Origin of the sequence: Micromonospora sp. NPDC048868, assembly GCF_043198195.1 — a bacterium.
Classification (GTDB): Bacteria; Actinomycetota; Actinomycetes; order Mycobacteriales; family Micromonosporaceae; genus Micromonospora; species Micromonospora reichwaldensis.
The window spans coordinates 47,727-70,884 of the sequence record NZ_JBICUN010000023.1; the positions used below are offsets into that span (position 1 = coordinate 47,727).

Sequence of the window (23,158 nt, forward strand, 5' to 3'; positions counted from 1 at the left end):
GCTGGCCGGTAGTCACGTGCGGGCGCGCCCCCACCGGTGATCATCGCGGCGTGGAGGCGCGCCCTACCGACGGCGTCGGCCGTGGAGCGGATCCCGTGCGACCCGCTCCAGTTGCCAATATTCCGCAGTTGCCAAGACTTTGCAATAAGGCATACTGATCGGAAGATCGTCCACTCGCGAAAGGGTCCCCATGGCCGTCTACAAGCTCCCCGACATGCCCTACGACTACGGGGCGCTGGAACCCGCCATGAGCGGTCAGATCCTGGAGCTGCACCACAGCAAGCACCACGCCGCGTACGTCAAGGGCAGCAACGACGCCCTCGACCAGCTCGCCGAGGCCCGCGACAAGGGCGACTACTCGGCGCTTGTCGGCCTGGAGAAGACCCTGGCCTTCAACCTCTCCGGGCACGTCCTGCACTCGATCTTCTGGAACAACCTCTCCCCCGATGGCGGCGACCGCCCGGACGGCGAGCTGGCCGCCGCCATCGGCGAACACTTCGGCTCGTTCGACGGCTTCGCCGGCCAGCTCTCCGCCGCCACGAAGAGCGTGCAGGGCTCCGGGTGGGGCGTCCTGGCGTGGGAGCCGCTGGCGCAGCGCCTCATCATCGAACAGGTCTACGACCACCACGGCAACGTCGGCCACGGCTCCACGCCGATCCTGGTCTTCGACGCCTGGGAGCACGCCTACTACCTGCAGTACAAGAACGTCCGCCCGGACTACGTCGACCGCCTCTGGGACCTGGTCTCCTGGGCCGACGTCACCCGACGCTTCGACGCCGCGCGCGCCGCCGGCAACCCGCTCACCGCGACGCCCTGATCCGGCCGACCGCTCACCGGGTCGTGCCCCCGCTACCGTTCCCACCATGACGGTGGTGCGCTCGATCCTGCTGTTCCTGCTCGCCGCGCTCGCCGAGATCGGCGGGGCCTGGCTCGTGTGGCAGGGCTGGCGCGAGCACCGGGGGCTGCTGTGGGTGGCGGCGGGGGTCGTCGCCCTCGGCCTCTACGGCTTCGTCGCCACCTTCCAGCCCGACCCGAACTTCGGCCGGATCCTGGCCGCCTACGGCGGCGTCTTCGTCGCCGGCTCCCTCGCCTGGGGCATGGTGGTCGACAAGTTCCGCCCCGACCGCTACGACGTCGTCGGCGCGGCCATCTGCCTGGTCGGGGTCGCCATCATCATGTACGCCCCACGCAGCGGCTGAGCCGCGCTCCCGCGGCCGGGGAACGGATGACGCCGGCTGCTACCTTCGGCACCCATGGACGACTCGCCCCCGTGGTACCGGCCGGCGCCCGACGTGCTGCTCATGTTCGGCACCAGCATCACCCTGCTCGGGTACCTGACCCCCTGGTTCCGGATCAGCGAGAGGTACCTGTGGTCGTATTCGGGCTGGGCCTACCTGGAAGTCGGAGGCGGCTGGACCTGGTGGGTGGTGGTTCTCCTCCTGACCGCCCTCGGTGCCAGCTTCTGGGCCCGCCGGGCGGCGGGGTTCGCTCTGCTCACCGTTGGCGCGGCGGTGGCCGGGATGTTCCTCGCCAGCGCCGTGGTCGCGGTGAGCCTGGGTTCCCTGCCGGAACGCAGCAACATCAACTGGGTCGGTGAACTGCCCTTCGGGTGGGGCCTGCCGCTGATGGCAATCGGCTTCGGAACCGTCGTCGCCGGAGCCATGGCCGCCGTGCGCCGTTGACGGGGCACGTACGCCATCGCCCTGCCCCGCCTCACATGGCGACCTCACGCGGCCCACCGGTCTGCCGACCGAACAGGTAGCGTCCGGCCATGCGCCTGAGGTTCGGCCGCCCCGACATCGACGCCCATGCCGACCGGCTCGACGTCCCGGCTGCGGCCGAGGGCTTCAGCGTCACGTTCCTCGGCACCGCCAGCCTGCTGTTCGACGACGGTGACACCGCGGTGCTGACCGACGGGTTCTTCTCCCGGCCGTCCCTGCTCAGGGTCGCTCTCCGCAAGCTCGCCCCCGACGACGCACGCATCGACTCCGCGCTCGCCCGGCTGGGACTGGAGCACGACGAGGGCGGACGCCGGCTGGCCGCCGTGGTCCCGGTGCACACCCACTTCGATCACGTCCTGGACTCCGCGACCGTCGCGCTCCGCACCGGTGCGGTGCTCACCGGTGGCCGGTCCGCGGCCTGGGTCGGTCGAGGGGCCGGCCTCACCGACGACCGCATCCAGGTCGTCACGCCGCGCGAGCCGGTGATCCGGGGCCCCTTCACCCTCACGTTCGTCAAGTCCACGCACTGCCCACCGGATCGCTTCCCCGGTGCCATCACCGCACCCGTGGTGCCCCCTGCCAGGGCCAGCGCCTACAGGTGCGGTGAGGCGTGGTCCGTGCTCGTCGCGCACACGAGCGGCCGGACGGCGCTGGTCCAGGGCAGCGCCGGCTACCTGCCCGGAGCACTGGACGGGTGCCGGGCCGACGTGGTCTATCTGGCCGTCGGCCAGCTCGGCGTGCAGGACGAGCAGTACCTCCGCGCCTACTGGAACCAGACCGTACGGGCCGTCGGAGCCCGGCGCGTGGTCCTCGTCCACTGGGACGACTTCTTCCGCCCGCTCGACCAGCGGCTACGCGCCCTGCCGTACGCGGGCGACGACCTCGACCGCACCATGCGCGTCCTCGTCCGGCTGGCCGACCACGACCGGATCCCGCTGCGCCTGCCGATGGTGTGGCGTCGGGAGGATCCCTGGGCGGGACTCGGCTGACATCCCACCCCGCCAGGGTGTGCGGCTCAGTACGGCTGACCGCACACCTTCCAGGCGCCGTCCTCCTTCACCAGCATAAACATGTGCTGGTCGGTGAAGCCGCTGTCCAGTTGCAGCGCCATGCGTACGGTCGCCGTGGTGCGGCCGTTGACGCTCTGCACGTTCACGCCGTTCACCTTGTGACCGCGGATCTTCGGCTCCTTGGCGACACCCTGGACGAACGCCTCCCTCGGGTACCCGGCGCGCGTGTCGCCGCACAACAGCTCGTACGCCGCGTCCGGATCGCCCGCCTCCAGGTGGCTGACGAACGACTCGGCGGCCTGCCGCGCCGGATCAGTCGCGCCCTTGACCCCCTTGTACAGGAAGAAGCCGCCGATACCGGCGCCACCGCAGCACAGCACGAGGACCACGCCGACGACGATCAACACGGTACGCAGCGTGCGCTTCTTCGGCGGTTGGGGCGGCTGGGGCATCTGGTGCTGATAGGCCATGGCTAGGGAGGGTAGGCGACGCGAGCAATCCTCCGACGCGCTGGATTCGGACGGACCAGGTACCGCCGGGCATCGAGGTCGACCGGGAGATCACGATTCGACTCGACAGATGGAATCGTCCCGAGCCCGATCTTCTGGCCACGAGGGCGCCCTACGATCCGTCCCGGACCGTCTACACGCCTGAGGTCCACACCTACGAACTCGATGAGCCCGCCCGGTCGTACGTGCCGACCGCGATTCATCGCCACGTGCTGCGCACCACGACACCGTTCACGATCAAGCTCGATCTGGACGGGCTGGTGCCCGGTCGCAAGAGCTGAGCCGGGCGCCGCCGCCGTCAGAGGTCGCTCAAAACGTGACTACCCGTTGAATCGGATCGTCACTACACGTTGAAGCGGAACTCCACGACGTCACCGTCCTGCATGACGTACTCCTTGCCCTCGATCCGGACCTTGCCGGCGGCCTTGGCCGCCGCCATCGAACCGGCCGCGACCAGGTCGCCGAAGGAGACCACCTCGGCCTTGATGAAGCCGCGCTGGAAGTCGGAGTGGATGACGCCCGCGGCCTCCGGCGCGGTCGCGCCGACCGGGACGGTCCAGGCGCGCGCCTCCTTGGGGCCGGCGGTGAGGTACGTCTGGAGTCCGAGCGTGCGGAACCCGACGCGGACGAGCTGGTCCAGGCCCGGCTCGTTCTGCCCGATCGACTCCAGCAGCTCGCGGGCCTCCTCGTCGGGCAGGTCCACCAGCTCGGACTCGATCTTGGCGTCCATGAAGACGGCCTCGGCCGGGGCGACCAGGGCGCGCAGTTCGTCGAGGAACTCGGCGTTGCCCAGCTCGGCCTCGTCGACGTTGAAGACGTAGAGGAAGGGCTTGGTGGTGAGCAGGTGCAGCTCGCGCAGGTGCTCCAGCTCGATGCCCGCGTCCTTGGCGCCCGCGTAGAGGGTGACGCCGGTGTCGAGCAGCTCGACGGCCTGCTTGGCGGCGGTGACGGCGGCGGCCCGGTCCTTGCGGAGCTTGGCCTCCTTCTCCAGCCGGGGCAGGGCCTTCTCCAGGGTCTGGAGGTCGGCGAGGATCAGCTCGGTGTTGATCGTCTCGATGTCGTCGGCCGGGGAGACCTTGCCGTCGACGTGCACCACGTTCGGGTCGGAGAAGGCCCGGACGACCTGGCAGATCGCCGAGGCGTCGCGGATGTTCGCCAGGAACGCGTTGCCCCGGCCCTGCCCCTTGGAGGCGCCGCGCACCAGGCCGGCGATGTCGACGAACGACACCGGGGCGGGCAGCACCTTCTGCGAGCTGAAGATCTCGGCGAGCGTGTGCAGCCGCTCGTCCGGCAGCCCGACGACGCCGACGTTGGGCTCGATGGTGGCGAACGGGTAGTTCGCCGCGAGCACGTCGTTCTTGGTCAGCGCGTTGAACAGGGTGCTCTTGCCGACGTTGGGCAGGCCGACGATGCCGATGGTGAGACTCACGACGAGCCAGCTTACGCCGACGCCCCACACCCCGGTTCAGGCAGGCCGGCGCAAGGGGCCACGCCCGACCGATCTTGGTACGGAACGGCCCCTCCAGGGGCGCTCCCGTACCAAGATCGGCACGGAGGACCGGACCGGCCCGGAGGGTCGGGCCGGGTTCGCGCGGCTCGGGCCGGTCAGGCGAGCAGGCGGGGGGTGATCCGGGTCTCCCGGGCGGTGCCGTCGTCGGCGCGGCTGACCTCGTACGCCGAGGGGCCCTCGCGGTCCGCGACCGCCTCGACCAGGCGGGTGCCCCGGTAGAGCAGGCCGGTGCCGTCGTCGGTGCAGTGCGCGGTCGGCAGCGTGCCGTCGGCGACCAGCTTGTGCATCAGCGGGCGGCGCTGCTCCTCGCTGTCGTAGTGCACGCCGTTGCCGTAGGGCAGCCAGCCCAGCCCGTCGGTGAAGCCGCGCAGGGTGGTGCCGAAGCTGTCGGTGGCCCCGCCTGCGTGCCAGCAGATCGAGCCGGCGGAGACGCCGCCGAGCACCACGCCGGCCTCCCAGCACTCGCGCAGGATCTCGCCGAGGCCGTGCACCCGCCAGACCGCGCAGAGGTTGGCGACGCTGCCGCCGCCGACCCAGATCACGTCCTGGGCGAGCAGGTGGGCGCGGACGTCGTCGACGTTCGGCATCGGGAAGAGCGCCAGGTGCGTCATCCGGAACCGGCTGCCGGCGAACGCCTCGTAGACCCGGGCGAGCGTGGTCGGCTGGTCCCCCTCGGCCTGGTTGAGGAAGCAGATCCTGGGCTCCGGCCCGGCCTCGGCCAGCTCGGCGGCGAGGTCGAAGACGGGGTTGACCCGCCGGGGCCCGCCCTCGTGGCGCGGCGCGTAGATGCCCATGCTGGTGGCGAGGATGGTCGGTTCACTGGCGGGCACGGTCGTCCTTCCGTCGGGGTCGACGGTGCCCATCCTGCCCGAGGCCGCTCCCCCGCCGCTCAGCGCCCGCCACGCGGGCCCGCCCGGGCCGGTCGCCGGCCCGGGGCTGCCGCCCGTCGCCGCCAGGGTCAGCGCCGCCCGTCGCCGCCAGGTCAGCGCCGCCGGTCGCCGGCCCGGGGCTGCCGTCCGTCGGCCGCCAAGGTCCGCGGCGCCGGTCAGCGTCCGCTGTCGGTGACCGCGCCCAGCAGCGTACGCAGCAGGTCGGCGAGGCGCCGCTGGTCCTCGGCGGGCAGCGCGTCGAGCAGGCGGCGCTGGACGGCCAGCCCCGCCTCGGCGGCCTCCTCCACCAGCTCGAGGCCGGCCGGGGTGAGGGTGACCTGGAGCCCGCGCCGGTCCGCCGGGTCGGGTGCGCGGCGGAGCAGTCCGGCGCGTTCCAGCCGGTCGAGTCGGCCGGTCATCCCGCCGGAGGTGAGCATCAGCGAGGCGGTGAGCGCCTTCGGCGCCAGCGTGTAGGGGGTGCCGGCGCGGCGCAGGGCGGCCAGCACGTCGAACTCGCCCCGGCTGATCGACCAGCGGGCGTAGGTGCGCTCCTGCTCGTCGCCGACGAGCCGGGCCAGCCGGTAGATCCGGCCGAAGACCGCCATCGGCTCGGGGCGCATTCCGGGCCGCTCGCGCTGCCACTGCTCGACGATGCCGTCGACGTCGTCCCGCTCGGTCACCCCCGGATTGTGCCGCACCTCGCACTCCCGCTTTTACTCGCCACGAAGTAGCTTAGTAGCAAGATACTTAGCAACAAGAGTTAGCGAGGAACCGTGGACCGACGCCGGCTCGACATCCTGCTCACCGCCGCCGCGCCGACCGCGTGGGGCACGACGTACCTGGTCACCAGCGAACTGCTGCCGCCCGACCGGCCACTCTGGTCCGGCGCGATCCGGGCCCTCCCCGCCGGCCTGCTGCTGCTCGCGCTGACCCGGCACCGCCCGCACGGCACCTGGTGGTGGCGCGCGGCCGTGCTCGGCGCGCTGAACATCGGGGCGTTCTTCCCGCTGCTCTTCTTCGCCGCGTACCACCTACCCGGCGGCGCCGCCGCGGTGCTCGGCGCCACCCAGCCGCTGCTGGTGGCGGGGCTGACGGTGCTCGTGCTGCACGAACGGCCCCAACCCCGGGCGCTGCCCGCCGCGCTCGCGGCGCTCGCCGGGGTCACCCTGGTCGTGCTGCGCCCCGACGCGGGCCTCGACCCGACGGGCGTCGCCGCCGGGCTGACCGCCACCGCCGCGATGGGCGCGGGCCTGGTGCTGACCCGTCGCTGGGGCCGTCCGCCGGGCGTCGGCACGCTCACCGCCACCGGCTGGCAGCTCACCGCCGGCGGGCTGATGGTGGTGCCGGCCGCCCTGCTGGTCGAGGGGACACCGCCCGTGCCCGACCCGCCGGCACTGGCCGGCTACGCGTGGCTGACGCTGGTCGGGACGGCGCTGGCGTACGCGCTGTGGTTCCGGGGCGCGGCCCGGCTGCCGGTCACCCAGGTGTCGCTGCTCGGGGCGCTCAGCCCGCTGACGGCCGCCGCGCTCGGCTGGGCCGTGCTCGGGCAGGCGATGACCGGCTGGCAGCTCGCCGGCTTCGCCGTGGCGGTCGGCGCCACCGTGGCCGGGCAGCTGCCGGGACGCCGGCCCGGACCGGCGGGCACCGCGCCCGGCGGGCCACCCTGGCATCGGTCGCGGGGCCCGGCGGGTCGGTCGCCCGGGGCGGCGGGTCAGTCGCGGGGACCGGCCTGGCGGGGAACCACGGCCTCGATCGGCAGGGCGCCTGGAGCCAGCTCCCCGGCGGCGGCCAGCGGCAGGGTGAAGCGGGCCTCGGCGGCGGGACCGGCCGCGTACGACTCGCGGAGCATCCAGCGCACCTCGTCGGCCGTCCAGCCCAGCCCGGCGCGGCCGGCGATCTCCCGGACCAGGCGCAGCGCCACCCGGGTGTCGTCGTCGTAGAACCGCATGCACCAGTGGTGCACCCACATGCCCAGCGCGCGGAGCCCGTCGGCGTCGAGCGAGCGCACCAGCCGGCCGCAGGCGGTGTCACCGAACGCCCGCCCCGGGTCGCCGGCCCGGTCCCGTTCGATCGCGCCGACGGCGGCCGGGGCGACCGCGCGCATCCGCTCGTAGAAGCGCTGCACCACCGCGCCGTCCAGCGGAGGGTGCCCGTCCCGTGTCGACGCCGCCCGCCGACCCGCCACGCTCGCCATCGCCGCACCCCTTCTTGAGTTGGTGGCCGGACGGTACCGACCACAACCGACACTTTCGGCGCCGGGCGTCCGGTTCAGGCCCGGACGGCCACGTCCGATTCCCGCGAGCCAGGGGCGCCGGGCAGGGGCATCATCGGTGACGTGGAGTTGGACTTCGAGCGGTGCTACCGGGCGGTCGACAGCCGCGACCAGCGGTTCGACGGCTGGTTCTACACAGGCGTCACGTCGACCGGGATCTACTGCCGGCCGTCCTGCCCGGCGATGACGCCGAAGCGGCAGAACGTCCGGTTCTTCCCCTCGGCCGCCGCCGCCCAGACGGCGGGGCTGCGCGCCTGCCGGCGCTGCCGGCCGGACGCCGCCCCGGGCTCCCCGCAGTGGGACGTCCGGGCCGACGTCGTCGGTCGGGCCATGCGGCTGATCGCCGACGGGGTGGTGGACCGCGACGGCATCCCGGGGCTGGCCGCCCGGCTCGGCTACACCGAACGGCACCTGCACCGGATGCTGCGGGCCGAGATGGGCGCCGGTCCCCTGGCCCTGGCCCGGGCGCAACGCGCGCAGACCGCCCGCACCCTGATCGAGACCACCGGGCTGGGCATGGCGGAGGTCGCGTTCGCCGCCGGATTCGGCAGCGTGCGGCAGTTCAACGACACGGTCCGGGAGGTGTTCGGGGCTGCCCCGTCCGAGTTGCGCACCGCCGGCCGCCGGTGTCCCGCGCCGGGTGGGGCGGGCACGATCACGCTGCGGCTCGCGTACCGCCCGCCGCTGCACGCGGAGGCGCTGCTGGACTTCCTCGCGCTGCGCGCACTGCCCGGCGTCGAGGAGGTGCGCGACGGGACGTACCGGCGAGGGCTGCGGCTGCCGCACGGCGCGGGTGAGGCGGCCCTGACCCCGGCGGACGGGCACGTGACGGCGACGCTGCGGCTGACCGACATGCGCGACCTCGCCCCCGCCGTGGCCCGCTGCCGTCGCCTGCTCGACCTCGACGCCGACCCGACCGCCGTCGACGGCACGCTCGCCGCCGACCCGGCGCTGGCCGGGGTGGTCGCCGCCGAGCCGGGCATCCGGCTCCCCCGCTCGGTCGACGGCTTCGAGATGGCCGTGCGCGCGATCGTCGGCCAACAGGTCTCCGTCCGCTCGGCCCGCACCACCCTCACCCGCCTCCTGGCCCACCTCCGCCCGCCCGCCCGCCACACCCCCGGCCCCGCTGGCGTTGATCAAGAGGTTTCGACAGCCGGGGAGCGCTCTCGGGAGCCGAAACCTCTTGATCAACCAGCCGAGGGGGCGGGGAGGGCGTGGCTGTCCGGTTTCCCCACCGCCGAGGAGGTGCTCGGGGTGCCGGACGAGGTGTTCGGGATGCCGGCCGGGAGGCGGGGGACGATCCGCGGGCTGGCCCGCGCCGTCGCCGACGGGTCACTGGACCTGGCGCCGGGCGGGGACCGCGAGGAGACCGTCCGGCGGCTGCTGGCGCTGCCCGGGATCGGGCCCTGGACGGCGGGCTACGTGGCGATGCGAGCCCTCGGCGACCCGGACGTCCTGCTCCCCACCGACCTCGCCGTACGCCGGGGCGCCGCAGCCCTCGGCCTCCCCGACGCCCCCACGACCCTCGACACGTACGCCGACCGCTGGCGCCCCTGGCGCTCGTACGCGGTGATCCGACTCTGGAGAGCAGCATAAGCATGAACGACAGCACCGTCATCGACACCCCCGCCGGGCCGCTCAGCATCGTGGCCGGCCCGGACGGCGCGGTCCGGGCGGCGGGCTTCACCGGCGACCCGGAGAGCCTGCTCCCCCTGGTGCACCCGGCCCTGCGGGCGCCGCTGCGGCACCGGGCCGACCTCGGTCCGGTCAGCGTCGCCGTGGCGTCCTACCTGGACGGCGAGCTGGCCGCGATCGACGCCGTGCCGGTCCAGCAGCACACGGGGGGCGCGTTCATGGCGCACGCCTGGCAGGTGCTGCGCGAGGTGAAGCCGGGCGACCCGGTGACCTACACCGGTTTCGCCGGGCTGGCCGGCCGCCCCGCCGCCGTACGGGCCGCCGCGGCGGCCTGCGCCCGTAACGCCGCCGCCCTGTTCGTCCCCTGCCACCGGGTGCTGCGTACCGACGGGACGCTGGGGGGCTACCGCTGGGGGCTGGACGTGAAGAAGTGGCTTCTCGGGCACGAGCGGCGATGACGGGAAGCCGACACCTGCGCCGACCCCGTTTGAGGCTACCGTCGGGTAGTGCCTGACGGTGACGGCAACCCGGCCTCCCGGGTCGAGGCCGGCCGGCACCCGCTGCACAGCCTCTGGCGGCTGCGCCACTATCTGCGCCCGCACGCGGCCGAGTTCGGCTGGCTGCTGCTCGCCGGCCTCGCCGCCACCGGGGCCGGCATCGCCGTACCGCTGGTCGCGCAGCGGGTGGTGGACGGCCCGGTGGCCCGGCAGGACCCGGCCGGGCTGTTCCGGCTGGCCGGGCTGGCGCTGCTGCTCGGCCTCGTCGAGGCGCTGCTGATCTTCATCCGGCGTTGGGTGCAGTCGTCGTCCTCGATGCGGATCGAGGCGGCCATCCGCGAGGACGTCTACGCCCACCTGCAACGGCTGCCGACCAGCTTCCACGACCGTTGGCAGTCCGGCCAACTGCTCTCCCGGGTCACCAGCGACCTGTCGGTGCTGCGCCGGTTCCTCAGCTTCGGCCTCTTCTTCCTGATCCTCAACCTGGTGACCTACCTGGCCGTGGTGACGCTGCTGATCCGGCTGCACCCCGCGCTGGGGCTGCTGGTGGCGGCGAGCGCGGTGCCGCTGTTCCTGATCAGCCGCCGCTTCGCGCGGCACTACCACGCGGCCTCGCGGCGGATGCAGGACCAGCAGGGCGACCTGGCCACGCTGGTCGAGGAGACCGCGCAGGGGCTGCGCACGATGAAGGCGTACGGGCGGGGGCCGGAACTCGCCGCCCGCTTCGCGACCGGCGCGCGGGCGCTGCACGACACGGGGGTCGGCAAGGGCCGGCTGCTGGCCCGCACCTCCGCCCTGCTCGACCTGGTGCCCAACCTGACCCTCGGCGTGGTGCTGGTCGCCGGCGCGGCGGCCGCCGCGGGCGGGGTGCTGACCATCGGCGAACTTGTCGCCTTCGTCAGCCTCCAGCTGATGCTGATCTGGCCGGTGCAGTCGCTGGGCTGGATCATCGCCAACGGGCAGGAGGCCGCCACCGCGGCCGACCGGGTGCGCGAGGTGCTGGACACCCCGCCGGCCATCGTGGACGCCCCGCACGCGCTCGCCCTGCGCCGCGCCGACGTACGCGGGCGGCTCCGCTTCGAGCGGGTCTCGTTCCGTTACCCGGGCACCGCCGCGCCGGTGCTGCGGGAGATCGACCTGACCGTCGAGCCGGGCGAGACCGTGGCCCTGGTCGGGGCGACCGGCTGCGGCAAGAGCACCCTGCTCTCCCTGGTGCCCCGGCTGCACGAGGTCACCGGCGGGCGGATCACGCTGGACGGGCACGACCTGCGCGAGCTGCGGCTGTCCGCCCTGCGTCGACTGGTCGGGGTCGCCTTCGAGGAGCCGACGCTGTTCTCCATGTCGGTGTGGGAGAACCTCACGCTCGGCCGACCGGAGGCCGGCGAGGACGAGGTCCGGGCCGCGCTGGCCCTCGCCCAGGCCGACTTCGCGTACGAGCTGCCGTGGGGGTTGGCCACCCGGGTCGGCGAGCAAGGGCTGTCGCTCTCCGGCGGGCAGCGGCAGCGGCTGGCGCTGGCCCGGGCGGTGCTCGGCCGACCCGCGCTGCTCGTGCTGGACGACCCGCTGTCGGCCCTGGACGTGCACACCGAGGCGCTGGTCGAGACCGCGCTGAAGCGGGTGCTCCGCACCACCACCGCCCTGCTGGTCGTGCACCGGCCCTCGACGATCGCCCTCGCCGACCGGGTGGCGCTGCTGGAGCACGGCCGGATCACGGCCGTCGGGCGGCACTCGGAGCTGCTCGCCGCCGTGCCGGCGTACCGCGCGGTGCTCTCCGCCGAGCCCACCCCCGCGCCGCCCGGCGACCGTGGCCTGGTGCGTTCGTGACCGGCGACACCGCCGGCCCCGCGGGCGGGGCGGACCTCGCCCGGTGGCGCGGCGTCGCCACCGACCCGGACGCGGACCGCAGCCGCGCCGAGGACACCGACCCCGAGGCGGTGGCCCGGCTCCGGGCCCGCAGCCGGGTGCTGCTGCGCGGCCTGCTGCGCCCGCACCGGCGCCGCCTCGCGCTGGCCGTCGCGCTGCTGCTCGGCCAGAACGCCGCCGCGATGGCCGGGCCGTACCTGGTGATGCTCGGCATCGACCGGGCGATCGCGCCGCTGCGGGCCGGCGATCCCGGCCCGCTGCTGGTCGTCGCCGCCGGGTTCGCCGTCGCCACCGCCGTCGAGTACACCGCCCGCCGGGGCTTCCTCACCCTCTCCGCGCGGATCGGCCAGGCCGTCCTGCTCGACCTCCGCCAGCGGGTGTACGCGCACTTCCTGCGCCTGTCGGTGGCGTTCCACGAGCGGTACACCTCCGGCCGGATGGTGTCCCGGCTCACCAGCGACCTGGACTCGATCGGCGAACTGGTCGGCGGCGGCATCGACGGCCTGGTGCTGGCCGTGCTGTCGATCCTGTCGGTGGCCGGCATCCTGCTCTGGCTGGACGTGCCGCTGGCCGCGGTGACGCTGCTCGCGTTCCCGTTCCTGATCCTGCTGAGCCGCTGGTTCGCGCGGGCCTCGGCGGACGCGTGGCGGCGCACCCGGGAGACGGTGGCGCTGGTGATCGTCCACTTCGTCGAGTCGATGCGCGGCATCCGGGCGGTGCAGGCGTTCCGCCGGGAGCCGCGCAACCAGCAGATCTTCGGGGCGGTCAGCGACGACTACCGGCGGGCCAGCCGGGACGCGTTCCGGCTGATCGCGACGTACTCGCCGGGCATCAAGGTGATCGGCAACGTCACCGTGGCGGTGGTGCTCTGCTACGGCGGCTGGCGGGTGCTGGGCGGGGCGACCGGGATCGGCGTGCTGGCGGCGTTCCTGCTCTACCTGCGGCGGTTCTTCGAGCCGATGCAGGAACTGAGCCAGTTCTACAACTCGCTCCAGTCGGCCACGGCGGCGCTGGAGAAGCTCGCCGGGGTGCTCGACGAACGGCCGTCGGTGGCCGAGCCGGCGCGGCCCGTGCCGCTGCCCGCCGGGCCGGGGCGCGGGGCGGTCGCCTTCCGGGCGGTCACCTTCGGCTACCGGCCGGACGCGCCGATCGTCGCCGGGCTGGACCTCGCCGTCCCGGCCGGCCAGACCGTGGCGCTGGTCGGGGCGACCGGCGCCGGCAAGTCGACGATCGCCAAGCTGCTCGCCCGCTTCCACGACCCGTTCTCGGGCGCGGTCACCCTCGACGGGGTCGACCTGCGCGAGGTCGCCGACGCGGAGCTGCGGCGGGCCGTGGTGCTGGTGACCCAGGAGACCCACCTGTTCGGCGGCACGATCGCGGAGAACATCCGGTTCGGCCGTCCCGGCGCGGACGACGCCGCCGTGGAGGCCGCCGCGCGGGAGATCGGCGCGCACGACTTCATCGCCGCCCTCCCCGACGGGTACGCCACCGACGTGCAGCGGCGCGGCGGCCGGCTCTCCGCCGGGCAGCGGCAACTCGTCGCGTTCGCCCGGGCGTTCCTGGCCGACCCGACGGTGCTGATCCTGGACGAGGCCACCTCGTCGCTGGACGTGCCCACCGAGCGGCTGGTGCAGCACGCCCTCGGCACCATCCTGGCCGACCGCACCGCGCTGGTGATCGCGCACCGGCTCTCCACCGTGGAGACGGCCGACCGGGTGCTGGTGCTCGACGCCGGGCGGATCGTCGAGGACGGCCCGCCCGGCCGGCTCGCCGTCGCCGGCGGCCGGTACGCCGCCCTGCACCGGCAGTGGCGCGACTCCCTGCTCTGAGCGGCGGGACGCGTCGGGGCGCGGGGCGAAACCACGTGGTCCGGCCCCGGGCCACTGCCTACCATCGACGGATGACCGACACGGAGAGGACGGCCCGCGCCGGCGTCCCCGAGCGTCCGAGCCTGGACGGCATCGAGAAGACCTGGGCGCGCCGCTGGCAGGAGGACGGCACGTACGCGTTCGACCGCGCGAAGCGGCGCGCCGACGTGTACGCGATCGACACCCCGCCGCCGACCGTATCGGGCGAGCTGCACATGGGGCACGTCTTCTCGTACACGCACACCGACGTGGTGGCCCGGTTCCAGCGGATGCGCGGGCGCACGGTCTTCTACCCGATGGGCTGGGACGACAACGGCCTGCCCACCGAGCGCCGGGTGCAGAACGTGTACGGCGTGCGCTGCGATCCGGCGCTGCCGTACGACCCGGACCGGCAGGTCCCCGACACCCCGGTGAGCGAGGCCGCCCGCAGGGACCCGACCCCGGTCTCCCGGCGGAACTTCATCGAGCTGTGCGAGCGGCTGACCGTCGCCGACGAGCAGGTCTTCGAGGCGCTCTGGCGACGGCTCGGGCTCTCCGTGGACTGGTCGTTGACGTACACGACGATCGGCTCGGCGGCCCGGGCGGCCTCGCAGCGGGCGTTCCTGCGCAACCTGGCCCGGGGCGAGGCGTACCAGGCGGAGGCGCCGACGCTCTGGGACGTCGGCTTCGCCACCGCCGTCGCCCAGGCGGAGCTGGAGGACCGGGAGCGGCCCGGGGCGTACCACCGGCTGCGGTTCGCCGGGCCGGGCGGGCGGGAGGTGCTCATCGACACCACCCGACCGGAGCTGCTGCCGGCCTGCGTGGCGCTGGTCTGCCACCCCGACGACGAGCGGTACGCCGACCTGGTCGGCGGCACCGCGCGTACGCCGGTATTCGGGGTGGACGTGCCGGTGCGGGCACACCCGCTGGCGGACCCGGCCAAGGGCACGGGCATCGCGATGGTCTGCACCTTCGGCGACCTGACCGACGTGACCTGGTGGCGGGAGCTGCGGCTGGACACCCGCGTGGTGATCGGCCGGGACGGCCGGCTGCTGCCCGAGCCGCCGGCCGGCGTGCCGGGGCAGCCGTACGCGGCGCTGGCCGGGCAGACCGTCAACGGCGCCCGGCGGACGCTTGTGGAGCTGCTGGCCGACGCCGGGGACCTGGTCGGCGAGCCGCGACCCGTGACCCACCCGGTGAAGTTCTACGAGCGCGGCGACCGGCCGCTGGAGATCGTCTCGACCCGGCAGTGGTACCTGCGCAACGGCGGACGTGACGCGGGCCTGCGCGACGAGCTGCTGGCCCGGGGCGGGGAGCTGCGCTGGGTGCCGGAGCACATGCGGCACCGCTACGCGCACTGGGTGGGCGGCCTGACCGGCGACTGGCTGGTCAGCCGGCAACGCTTCTTCGGCGTGCCGGTGCCGGTGTGGTACCGGCTCGACGACGCTGGCGAGCCGGACTGGTCCCAGCCTCTCACGCCGGCGGAATCCGCGCTGCCGATCGACCCGTCCATCGACGCCCCGCCCGGGTTCGAGGAGTCGCAGCGGGGCCGCCCGGGCGGCTTCGTCGGCGACCCGGACGTGCTCGACACGTGGGCCACCTCGTCGCTGACCCCGCAGATCGCCGGCGGGTGGGAGACCGACCCGGACCTGTTCGCCCGGGTCTTCCCGATGGACCTGCGCCCGCAGGGGCAGGAGATCATCCGCACCTGGCTGTTCTCCACCGTGGTCCGCGCCCACCTGGAGCACGGGGTGCTGCCCTGGCGGGACACGGTGCTCTCCGGCTGGATCCTCGACCCCGACCGGAAGAAGATGTCCAAGTCCAAGGGGAACGTGGTCACCCCGATGGCGCTGCTGGAGCAGCACGGCTCCGACGCGGTGCGGTACTGGGCGGCGAACGGCAAGCCGGGCATGGACCTCGCCTTCGACCCGGCCCAGATCAAGGTCGGCCGGCGGCTGGCGACCAAGCTGCTGAACGCGTCGAAGTTCGCCCTCGGGCTGGGCGCCGCCGACGCGCTGCGGGCGCCGGCCACCGAGCCGCTGGACCGCGCCATGCTCGCCGAACTCTCCGGCGTGGTCGCCGCCGCGACGTCGGCGCTGGAGGCGTACGACCACACGGCCGCGTTGCAGGTCGCCGAGGGCTTCTTCTGGCGGTTCTGCGACGACTACATCGAGCTGGTGAAGGAGCGCGCCTACGGCTCCGGGCCGGGGGCGGACTCCGCCCGGGCGGCGCTGGCCACCGCGCTCTCGGTGCAGCTGCGGCTGTTCGCCCCGGTGCTGCCGTACGTGACCGAGGAGGTGTGGTCGTGGTGGCGCTACGGCTCGGTGCACCGCGCGACCTGGCCCACCACGTACGAGGTGGACCGGGCGATCGAGGGCACCGGCCAGCCTGAGCTGCTGCGGCTGGCCGCCGACGCGCTCGGCCAGGTGCGCCGGGCCAAGTCGGAGCGAAAACTGTCGATGAAGGCGGAGGTGCCGCTGGCCGAGGCGCTCGGCCCGGCGGCCCTGCTGGAACAGCTGACCCTGATCGCCGACGACGTCCGGGCCGCCGGCCGCATCGCCAAGCTGGACCTGCTCCCCGACCGCACCCCGGAACTCGTCATCGCCTGCGCGTTCTGACCGGCCGGCCCCGTCGCGCTCTCACCGGCTGCGGCGGGGCCGGTGGGCCCAGCGGCGCGGTGAGGGCTGGTGGGCCCAGCGACACGGCGGGGGCCGGTGGGCCCAGCGGCACGGCGGGGGCCGGTGGGCCCTGCGGCGTGGGCGGGGCTCACCAGCCGCGCAGGAGGCGCAGGCCGAGCAGGAAGGCGACGACGGCGGGGCCGACCAGCAGGGTGATCGCCTGGAGGCGGTACGGCATCCGGTGCCGGGTCAGCTCCACCGCGTTGCCCAGCACGATCACGCCCGCCAGCATCAGGAACGCGCCCCACATCGGCGCGGCATCGACGCCGACCAGGTCGACGCGGGTCAGTTGCAGCGTCCCGCCGAGCAGCACGGCGCCGGCCAGCGCCAGCAGGGAGACCGCCCGGTGCAGCCCCCGGGCCAACGGATGGACCAGCCGCCAGCGGTAGGTGCCGGCGACCGCCAGGCACGGCAGGATGATCATCTGGGGCCAGCCCCGCCCGAACACGCCGAACATCAGCAGCGCCCCGACCGCGAACACCAGCGCGCCGAGGCAGGCGACCACGTAGCCGGCGAAGGCCCGCCCGCCGCCCCTGGCCAGCAGCGGCCCGCCGGTGGCGGCGATCAGCGCGCCGGGGATCAGCACGAACCCCGCCCACCAGTGGAAGTGCCCGGTGGCCTGCGCGGCCGTGGTGGTCGCCGCCGCCGCCAGCCCGGCCACCGCCAGGCTCACCATCCAGTGCCGGCCGGCACCCGGATAGGACTCCCGCGACATCACCAGCCCCGTCTCCGCGCTCACGCCGACAGCCTCGCCCAGCCGCCCGGCCCGGTCCATCCGGGCAGCCCTACCATCGCCGGGTCGGGCTGCCCGGAGGCCGTCAGGTCGCGTCCCGGATCCCGGCGGGGCGGCCCGGCCCGTCGGGGATCAGCTCGTCTCGCCGGCCACGCTGAAGGAGCGGAGCCGGTCGATGGCGAGCAGCGTGAAGCCCGCGCTGATCAACGCGGCCATCACCGCCGCCACCGGCACCGAGACGCCGGCCTCCAGCAGCCCGGTGGGGGCCATCCGGTCGGCGAGGGTGATCACGTACTGCTGGATGGAGAGCACCTTGGTGCCGCTGACGACGTTGCCGAGCAGCCCTTCCCAGATCAGCACGTAGACCAGGCCGAGCAGCACCGGCCGCCGGGTGAGCAGGCTGAGCGCCACGAACAGCGCCGAGTACGCCAGCGCGCCGACCGCCGACGCGGCGGCGAGCGCCAGGCCGAGGCGTACGGAGTGGGCCAGCACGCCCGCCACGTAGATCGGCACGGCGACGGTGACCGCGGTGACGCCGGCGGCCACCGCCAGCTTGGGCAGCACGATCTGCCAGCGCGGCAACGGCTTGGTCAGGATGTGCACGACGGTGCCGTCGTCGATCTCGGCCCCCAGCACGCCGGTGCCGACGATCAGGGCGACCACCGGGAGCACCACGGCCAGGCCGAGGCCGACCAGCACCGGCGGGCCCCACTCGCCCGGGTCCACCCCGAGCGCACGGGAGAGCACGGCGAGCAGCACCAGCACCACGGGCAGCGGCAGCAGCAGGAGGAACCGGCGACGCCCGAACAGCCCCCGCACGGTGATCCAGGAAACGGTAGACATGGGTTCAGGCCTCCACGAGGTAGGAGAAGACGCTCTCCAGGGATTCGTCCTCGGGCACCAACTGCCGCACCCGGATGCCCTCCGCCAGGGCGATCTTCGGCAGGACGCGGGTGAACGCGCCGTAGTCGCCGGCCCGCACGGTCAGCCCCGCGCGGCCCAGCTCGACCCCCGTCACCGACGCCTCGGCCATCAGCGCGACGGCGAGCGCCCGGTCGTCGGTGGAGTGCACGGCGAAGACGTGCGGCCGGTTGGTCATCAGCCGACGGATGGTGCGGAAGTCGCCGGAGGCGGCCAGCCGACCGGCGACCATCACCTGGACGGTGCCGGAGACCTGCTCGACCTCCTCCAGGATGTGCGAGCTGAACAGGATGGTGCGGCCGGCGTCGCCGAGGCGGTGCAGCAGCTCCATCATGTGCAGCCGCTGGCGCGGGTCCATCCCGTTGAACGGCTCGTCGAGCAGCAGCACCTGCGGCTCGTGCACCAGCGCCGCGGCCACCCGGGCGCGCTGCCGCATGCCCTTCGAGTACGTGCCGATCCGGCGGTCCTGCGCGCCCTCCATCTCCACCAGGGCGATCGCCCGGCGGGCCGCCTCCGCCGGGTCCGGCAGCCGGTGCAGCTTCGCGCTGGCCAGCACGAACTCGTACGCGGTGAGGAAGGTGTGCACCGCCTCGCGCTCGCTGACCAGGCCGAGCCTGCGGTAGACCTCGGGGTTGCGCCAGGTGGGCCGGCCGTCCAGGCTCACCGCCCCGCGCGACGGGGCCAGGAAGCCCGCCATCATGTGCAGCAGGGTGGTCTTGCCCGCGCCGTTCGGGCCGAGCAGCCCGGTGACGCCGGGGCCGAGGCTCATGCTGACGTCGTTGACGGCCACCACGTTGCCGTACCAGCGGGAGACGCCGGCGAGGTCGAGGGTGCTGGCGGCGGCGGTCGGCGTCCCCGCCGCCTGGTCGACGCTGATCGTGGTCATCGGGCGGCCACCTTCCGGTATCGCAGCATCAGCAGGGCGACGCAGCCGGTCACGAGCAGCACGGCGGCGACCGCGTAGACCGGGCCGAAGTCGCCGATCGGCACTCCGCCCTCCCCCTCGAACAGCAGCAGGTCGCCGAGCGCCCAGGTGCCCACTCCGCCCACCAACGTCGAGGGCGAGGCGAGGAAGGCCAGTTCGTTGACCGCCTGGGAGGGCATGATCGACAGGGTGCCGACGATCGGGGTGGTCATCAGGAACACGGCCACGATCCCGCCGGCCGCGAACGCCCGCTTGCCGGTGGACGAGGCGACCAGCAGCCCGACCGAGGCGAAGACCGCCGCCCAGAGCCCGGCGTAGAGCAGGCTGGGCAGCAGGTCGAGCAGCTCGTTCCAGACCCCGCGCATGCCGTCGCCGGTGGTGAACGCGGCGCCCAGGAACATCACCAGCTGCGGCCCGCCGAGCAGCAGCCAGAGCGCGGTGGCCAGCGCCAGCAGCTTGGCCAGCGGGTAGTCCGACCTCGGCAGCGGACGGGAGAAGTAGAGCGGCAGCACCCCGCTGCGCAGGTCCCGCGAGACCAGCTCGGGGGCGACCGCCGCGACGAAGAAGATGACCAGCCAGCTCATGTTGTCGGCGAACTGGGCGTACGTCATCACCGACTCGCCGACCTGGCTGCGCACCGCGGCGAGCCCGGCGGCCACGACGGTGACGATGGCGACCACCAGCCAGGGGAAGATCTTGGCCTTCGCGCTGCGGCCCAGCCCGAACGCCGTACGCAGGCCGTGCAGGTAGAGCGCCCCGAAGACGGCCCGGCGGCCCAGCCGGGGACCGGTGTAGCGCTGGTAGCCGATGTCGTGGATGACGCCGGTCGGCTCAGGCATGGCTGGGCTCCCTCGTGGCGAAGAGTTCGGCCACCCGGTGCCGGCGCTGGTCCAACCGGTGCAGCGGCAGGTCCAGCTCGGCGACCGCGCCGAGGATCAGGTCGTAGGTGGCGTCGTCGGCGAGCTCGACGAGCAGCAGCCGGCCGTCCCGGCGTACCGGCAGGTCGAGCGCGGCCAGCCGGGCGGCCAGTTCGTCGGTGCCCTCGCTCACCTCGACGGCGAGCACGTCGGTGGCCGAGGTCATGGCGGAGATGTGGTCGGCGCGCAGCAGCCGCCCGCCGTCGATGGCGACCAGGGTGTCGCAGATCCGCTCGACCTCGCCCAGCAGGTGCGAGCAGACCAGCACGGAGATGCCGAACTCGGTGCCGATGCGGTGCACCAGCGCCAGCATGGCGTCGCGGCCGGCCGGGTCGAGCCCGTTGGTCGGCTCGTCGAGCAGCAGCAGGTCGGGGTCGTGCACCAGGGCCTGGGCGAGCTTGACCCGCTGCTTCATGCCGGTGGAGTAGCCGCCGACCGGGCGGTAGCGCTCCTCGTAGAGCCCGACGTGCCGCAGCGCCTCGGAGGCCCGTTCCCGGGCGACCGTACGCGGCAGGCCGCTGACCCGGCCGAGGTGGGTTACCAGCTCGGCGGCGGAGAGGTCCGGCGGCAGGGCGTCGTGCTCGGGCATGTAGCCGACCCGGGCGCGGACCTGGGCGGAGTCGGTGGTCGGGTCGAGGCCGAGGACCCGGACCCGGCCGCTGGTCGGGGCGAGGAGGCCGAGCAGGATCTTGATCAGGGTGGACTTGCCGGCGCCGTTCGCGCCGACCAACCCGATGATCCCCGGCTCGACCGCGACGGTCAGGTCGGCCAGCGCGGTGACCCCACCCCCGTACGTCTTGGTCAGCGAGTCGGTCGCGATGAGTGTCACGTCGTACAGAGTAGGAGGCGAGGACCCCTGTGGGCAGCGGCTCGCCCCCGGGCGCTCCCCTGATCCTGGCGGTCCGCGTCCCCTAGGGTGCGGCGCGGCCCCCGGCGGTGGTGGGCGTGCCGGCACCGCGGGCACGCATCGGCCTCCGCCACGCCACACGGGGCAGACAGGACGCGGCCCGGGCCGACACACTGTGGGCATGACCCGACTGTTCCGCGCGCCGCTGACGTGGGTGGTGGTCGCCGTCCTCGCCGCCGGCTCGGCGTTCGGCCTCTACTGGTTCCAGCCCTGGAAGCTGGTCACCGACGCCGAGGTCGACGAGGCGCTTTCGAGCGTCGCGGCCACGCCTGCGCCGACGGGTTCCGCCACGGCCGCGGCGCCCGCCCCCGCCGGGCCGGTCCTCGTCGGGCAGGGCGACTTCGTGACCCACGAGCACGACACGTCGGGCAGCGCGCGCATCGTCCGCGCCCCCGACGGGCGGCACCGGTTGGAACTCGTCGGCCTGGCCACCTCCAACGGCCCGGACCTGCGGGTCTGGCTCACCGACCAGCCGGTGCGCAGCGGCACCGCCGGGTGGCGGGTCTTCGACGACGGCCGGTGGGTCGAGCTGGGCCGGCTCAAGGGCAACCGGGGCGACCAGGGCTACGACATCCCGGCCGACGTCGACCTGACGGGCCTGACCAGCGTCTCCATCTGGTGCAAGCGGTTCGCCGTCTCCTTCGGGGCCGCGTCCCTGGCCCCGCCCCGCTGACCCGCCGGCCGCCGTCGCCCGCCGGCTGAGCCGCCAGTGGAGTGGCGCTCTCGACCGATCGCCGGGCGGCTGAGAAACTGTGTGCCGGTCAGTGTCGTTTGGGGGATGGATGAGCAACAGCTGGGTGCTGCCCGACGAGGTGCTCCGGGACGCGCCGGCGTACACGCCACGCCCCGGCGAGCTGGCTGACCTGGAGCTGCTGCTGATCGGGGCGTACGCCCCGCTGGCCGGCTTCATGACCCGCGCCGACCTGGTCTCGGTGAGTCGGCGGGGTCGGCTCGCCGACGGTTCACCGTGGCCGGTGCCGGTGACCCTTCAGGTGCCGACGGCGCTCGCGCAGGGTCTCGACCCGCGCGACGAGGCACGCCGCACCCTGGTGCTCACCGACGGGGAGGGCGCGCCGGTCGCGGCGCTGGACGTCGCCGACGCGTGGCAGGTCCGCGACGGGGTGGCCGGCGTCGGAGGCACGGTCCGCCGGCTCGGCGACGGCGGTCACGGCCCCTTCCAGCGGCTGCGCCGCACCCCCGAGGAAGTACGCCCGCTGCTGCCGTCCGGTCGGGTGCTCGGGGTGATCGCCGACCGCCCGCTGCACCGGCCGCAGCTCGCCCAGATCGCCCACGCGGTCCGCACGCTCGGCGCCCACCTGCTGGTGATGATCCCGGTCGGCGAGGACGGCCTCGGCGGGTTGCCGCCGGAGTCGCTCGTACGCAGCGTCTTCGCCGCCCGCGACCGGATGCCGCCGGCCACGCTGGTCGCCGTCCCGTTGTCCCGCCGGCGCGACGAGATCAGCGACGCGCTGCTGCGGGCCCGGGTGTCGGCGGCGTACGGCGTCACGCACCTGCTCTCCACCGGCGAGATGCTCTCCGGCGCCGGCCTGCGCGTGCTGGTGCCGCGCGAGCTGGCCTACGACAACCGCGACGGGCAGTGGCGCTGGCGGGAGGACATCCCGCCCCGCAACCGGCGCCTGGCGCTGACCCAGCCGGAGATCGACGACCTGCTGGACCGGGGTTTCCCGCTCCCCGAGTGGCACACCCCGCCCGCGGTGGCGAAGGAGCTGGCCCGGGCCCGGCCGCCGCGGCGGCACCGGGGCCTGGTGGTCTTCCTGACCGGGCTCTCGGGCTCCGGCAAGTCGACGATCGCCCGGGGCCTGGCCGACGTGCTGCGCGAGCAGGGCGACCGGAGCATCACGCTGCTCGACGGCGACGTGGTGCGCCGCGAGCTCTCCGCCGGGCTGGGCTTCAGCAAGGCCGACCGGGACCTCAACGTGCGCCGGATCGGCTGGGTGGCGGCGGAGATCGCCCGGCACCACGGCGTCGGCATCTGCTGCCCGATCGCCCCGTACGCCCAGGCCCGCGCGACCGCCCGGGAGATGGCGCTGGCCGCCGGTGCGGGTTTCGTGCTGGTGCACGTGGCGACCCCGCTGGAGGTCTGCGAGCAGCGCGACCGCAAGGGCCTCTACGCGCGGGCCCGGGCCGGCCTGCTCACCGGGATGACCGGCATCGACGACCCCTACGAGGAGCCGGCCGACGCGGACCTGGTGGTCGACACCAGCGACATGACGATCGACGAGGCGGTCGAGGCCGTCCTGCACCACCTGAACGAGACGGGTTGGGTCGAACCCCGGCTCCAGTCCATCTGATCGCACGCTCCGCCTACCGGTGGTCCCCCCCT

The 23,158-nt window shown here is 74.2% G+C and carries 21 protein-coding genes and 1 pseudogene; 12 read left to right on the forward strand and 10 right to left on the reverse strand.

Translation table 11 applies throughout. From position 1 onward, the window contains the following. Positions 1-190: 190 nt before the first annotated feature. The 4 genes from ACGFNF_RS26820 to ACGFNF_RS26835 all read left to right on the forward strand — a co-directional run bounded on the left by ACGFNF_RS26820 (position 191) and on the right by ACGFNF_RS26835 (position 2,710). On the forward strand, positions 191-817 hold the full coding sequence (locus tag ACGFNF_RS26820) for a superoxide dismutase (protein WP_393171471.1): 627 nt from the start codon (positions 191-193) through the stop codon (positions 815-817). A 46-nt stretch (positions 818-863) separates the two neighbouring features. Beyond that, positions 864-1,199, forward strand: a complete 336-nt coding sequence (locus ACGFNF_RS26825) for a YnfA family protein (RefSeq protein WP_151456642.1) — start codon at positions 864-866, stop codon at positions 1,197-1,199. 54 nt (positions 1,200-1,253) lie between these two features. Beyond that, positions 1,254-1,682: a hypothetical protein gene (locus ACGFNF_RS26830; RefSeq protein ID WP_357577825.1), complete on the forward strand. Its 429-nt coding sequence runs from the start codon at positions 1,254-1,256 to the stop codon at positions 1,680-1,682. A gap of 89 nt (positions 1,683-1,771) precedes the next feature. Next, a complete protein-coding gene (locus ACGFNF_RS26835) occupies positions 1,772-2,710 on the forward strand; it encodes an MBL fold metallo-hydrolase (protein WP_393171474.1) in 939 nt (312 codons plus the stop codon). Positions 2,711-2,736: 26 nt separating this feature from the next. Here ACGFNF_RS26835 and ACGFNF_RS26840 read toward each other — a convergent pair whose 3' ends face one another. The 4 genes from ACGFNF_RS26840 to ACGFNF_RS26855 form a co-directional block, all read right to left on the reverse strand. Further along, positions 2,737-3,201: a DUF4878 domain-containing protein gene (locus ACGFNF_RS26840; RefSeq protein ID WP_357577827.1), complete on the reverse strand. Its 465-nt coding sequence runs from the start codon at positions 3,199-3,201 to the stop codon at positions 2,737-2,739. A 382-nt stretch (positions 3,202-3,583) separates the two neighbouring features. After that, on the reverse strand, positions 3,584-4,669 hold the full coding sequence (ychF, locus tag ACGFNF_RS26845; RefSeq protein WP_357577828.1) for a redox-regulated ATPase YchF: 1,086 nt from the start codon (positions 4,667-4,669) through the stop codon (positions 3,584-3,586). Positions 4,670-4,845: 176 nt separating this feature from the next. Next, positions 4,846-5,580: a peptidase E gene (locus ACGFNF_RS26850; RefSeq protein ID WP_357577829.1), complete on the reverse strand. Its 735-nt coding sequence runs from the start codon at positions 5,578-5,580 to the stop codon at positions 4,846-4,848. A gap of 215 nt (positions 5,581-5,795) precedes the next feature. After that, positions 5,796-6,299, reverse strand: a complete 504-nt coding sequence (locus ACGFNF_RS26855) for a MarR family transcriptional regulator (RefSeq protein ID WP_358117630.1) — start codon at positions 6,297-6,299, stop codon at positions 5,796-5,798. Between the two features lie 93 nt (positions 6,300-6,392). On the opposite strand from ACGFNF_RS26855, the pseudogene ACGFNF_RS26860 reads away from it, so the two are divergent. Beyond that, positions 6,393-7,160: pseudogene (locus tag ACGFNF_RS26860) on the forward strand (EamA family transporter); the annotation flags it as partial. 170 nt (positions 7,161-7,330) lie between these two features. Here ACGFNF_RS26860 and ACGFNF_RS26865 read toward each other — a convergent pair. Further along, positions 7,331-7,813, reverse strand: a complete 483-nt coding sequence (locus tag ACGFNF_RS26865; protein WP_225852416.1) for a hypothetical protein — start codon at positions 7,811-7,813, stop codon at positions 7,331-7,333. Positions 7,814-7,954: 141 nt separating this feature from the next. Here ACGFNF_RS26865 and ACGFNF_RS26870 point away from each other — a divergent pair, with 141 nt between their 5' ends. From ACGFNF_RS26870 to valS, 5 genes are all read left to right on the forward strand, one after another. After that, a complete protein-coding gene (locus ACGFNF_RS26870) occupies positions 7,955-9,487 on the forward strand; it encodes a DNA-3-methyladenine glycosylase 2 family protein (protein WP_393171477.1) in 1,533 nt (510 codons plus the stop codon). 2 nt (positions 9,488-9,489) lie between these two features. Beyond that, a complete protein-coding gene (locus ACGFNF_RS26875; RefSeq protein WP_393171479.1) occupies positions 9,490-9,984 on the forward strand; it encodes a methylated-DNA--[protein]-cysteine S-methyltransferase in 495 nt (164 codons plus the stop codon). Positions 9,985-10,032: 48 nt separating this feature from the next. Beyond that, the gene (locus ACGFNF_RS26880) at positions 10,033-11,847 is read left to right on the forward strand and encodes an ABC transporter ATP-binding protein (protein ID WP_393171481.1); all 1,815 of its coding nucleotides are present in this window, start codon (positions 10,033-10,035) and stop codon (positions 11,845-11,847) included. Then, positions 11,844-13,715, forward strand: a complete 1,872-nt coding sequence (locus tag ACGFNF_RS26885; RefSeq protein WP_393171483.1) for an ABC transporter ATP-binding protein — start codon at positions 11,844-11,846, stop codon at positions 13,713-13,715. Before ACGFNF_RS26880 ends, ACGFNF_RS26885 begins: the two co-directional genes overlap by 4 nt. A 71-nt stretch (positions 13,716-13,786) precedes the next feature. Beyond that, a complete protein-coding gene (valS, locus tag ACGFNF_RS26890; RefSeq protein ID WP_393171485.1) occupies positions 13,787-16,351 on the forward strand; it encodes a valine--tRNA ligase in 2,565 nt (854 codons plus the stop codon). 148 nt (positions 16,352-16,499) lie between these two features. On the opposite strand, the gene ACGFNF_RS26895 is transcribed toward valS, so the two are convergent. The 5 genes from ACGFNF_RS26895 to ACGFNF_RS26915 form a co-directional block, all read right to left on the reverse strand. Beyond that, complete coding sequence (locus tag ACGFNF_RS26895; RefSeq protein WP_357577836.1) at positions 16,500-17,150, reverse strand: hypothetical protein; 651 nt, start codon at positions 17,148-17,150, stop codon at positions 16,500-16,502. Positions 17,151-17,276: 126 nt separating this feature from the next. Continuing rightward, entirely contained in the window at positions 17,277-17,987 is a 711-nt protein-coding gene (locus ACGFNF_RS26900) for an ABC transporter permease (RefSeq protein WP_132231012.1), read from the reverse strand. Between the two features lie 4 nt (positions 17,988-17,991). Then, positions 17,992-18,951 carry an ABC transporter ATP-binding protein gene (locus tag ACGFNF_RS26905; RefSeq protein ID WP_121399775.1) on the reverse strand — a complete coding sequence of 320 codons (960 nt, stop codon included), beginning with the start codon at positions 18,949-18,951 and terminating at the stop codon, positions 17,992-17,994. After that, positions 18,948-19,829, reverse strand: a complete 882-nt coding sequence (locus ACGFNF_RS26910) for an ABC transporter permease (protein WP_393171488.1) — start codon at positions 19,827-19,829, stop codon at positions 18,948-18,950. The genes ACGFNF_RS26905 and ACGFNF_RS26910 overlap by 4 nt, the downstream gene beginning before the upstream one ends. After that, positions 19,822-20,736 carry an ABC transporter ATP-binding protein gene (locus ACGFNF_RS26915; protein WP_132231009.1) on the reverse strand — a complete coding sequence of 305 codons (915 nt, stop codon included), beginning with the start codon at positions 20,734-20,736 and terminating at the stop codon, positions 19,822-19,824. Before ACGFNF_RS26915 ends, ACGFNF_RS26910 begins: the two co-directional genes overlap by 8 nt. 199 nt (positions 20,737-20,935) lie before the next feature. On the opposite strand from ACGFNF_RS26915, the gene ACGFNF_RS26920 reads away from it, so the two are divergent. Both ACGFNF_RS26920 and cysC read left to right on the forward strand, forming a co-directional pair. Further along, positions 20,936-21,487: a DM13 domain-containing protein gene (locus ACGFNF_RS26920; RefSeq protein ID WP_393171490.1), complete on the forward strand. Its 552-nt coding sequence runs from the start codon at positions 20,936-20,938 to the stop codon at positions 21,485-21,487. Positions 21,488-21,596: 109 nt separating this feature from the next. Next, a complete protein-coding gene (gene cysC / locus ACGFNF_RS26925) occupies positions 21,597-23,126 on the forward strand; it encodes an adenylyl-sulfate kinase (RefSeq protein WP_393171492.1) in 1,530 nt (509 codons plus the stop codon). Positions 23,127-23,158: the final 32 nt, after the last annotated feature.

Coding starts and splice junctions, on each gene's coding strand:
- ACGFNF_RS26905 (WP_121399775.1), bottom strand. CDS start 18,951: ATGACCACGATCAGCGTCGACCAGGCGGCGGGGACGCCGACCGCCGCC.
- ACGFNF_RS26835 (WP_393171474.1), top strand. CDS start 1,772: ATGCGCCTGAGGTTCGGCCGCCCCGACATCGACGCCCATGCCGACCGG.
- ACGFNF_RS26865 (WP_225852416.1), bottom strand. CDS start 7,813: ATGGCGAGCGTGGCGGGTCGGCGGGCGGCGTCGACACGGGACGGGCAC.
- ACGFNF_RS26910 (WP_393171488.1), bottom strand. CDS start 19,829: ATGCCTGAGCCGACCGGCGTCATCCACGACATCGGCTACCAGCGCTAC.
- valS (WP_393171485.1), top strand. CDS start 13,787: ATGACCGACACGGAGAGGACGGCCCGCGCCGGCGTCCCCGAGCGTCCG.
- ACGFNF_RS26920 (WP_393171490.1), top strand. CDS start 20,936: ATGACCCGACTGTTCCGCGCGCCGCTGACGTGGGTGGTGGTCGCCGTC.
- ACGFNF_RS26900 (WP_132231012.1), bottom strand. CDS start 17,987: ATGTCTACCGTTTCCTGGATCACCGTGCGGGGGCTGTTCGGGCGTCGC.
- ACGFNF_RS26840 (WP_357577827.1), bottom strand. CDS start 3,201: ATGGCCTATCAGCACCAGATGCCCCAGCCGCCCCAACCGCCGAAGAAG.
- ACGFNF_RS26820 (WP_393171471.1), top strand. CDS start 191: ATGGCCGTCTACAAGCTCCCCGACATGCCCTACGACTACGGGGCGCTG.
- cysC (WP_393171492.1), top strand. CDS start 21,597: ATGAGCAACAGCTGGGTGCTGCCCGACGAGGTGCTCCGGGACGCGCCG.
- ACGFNF_RS26825 (WP_151456642.1), top strand. CDS start 864: ATGACGGTGGTGCGCTCGATCCTGCTGTTCCTGCTCGCCGCGCTCGCC.
- ACGFNF_RS26830 (WP_357577825.1), top strand. CDS start 1,254: ATGGACGACTCGCCCCCGTGGTACCGGCCGGCGCCCGACGTGCTGCTC.
- ACGFNF_RS26875 (WP_393171479.1), top strand. CDS start 9,490: ATGAACGACAGCACCGTCATCGACACCCCCGCCGGGCCGCTCAGCATC.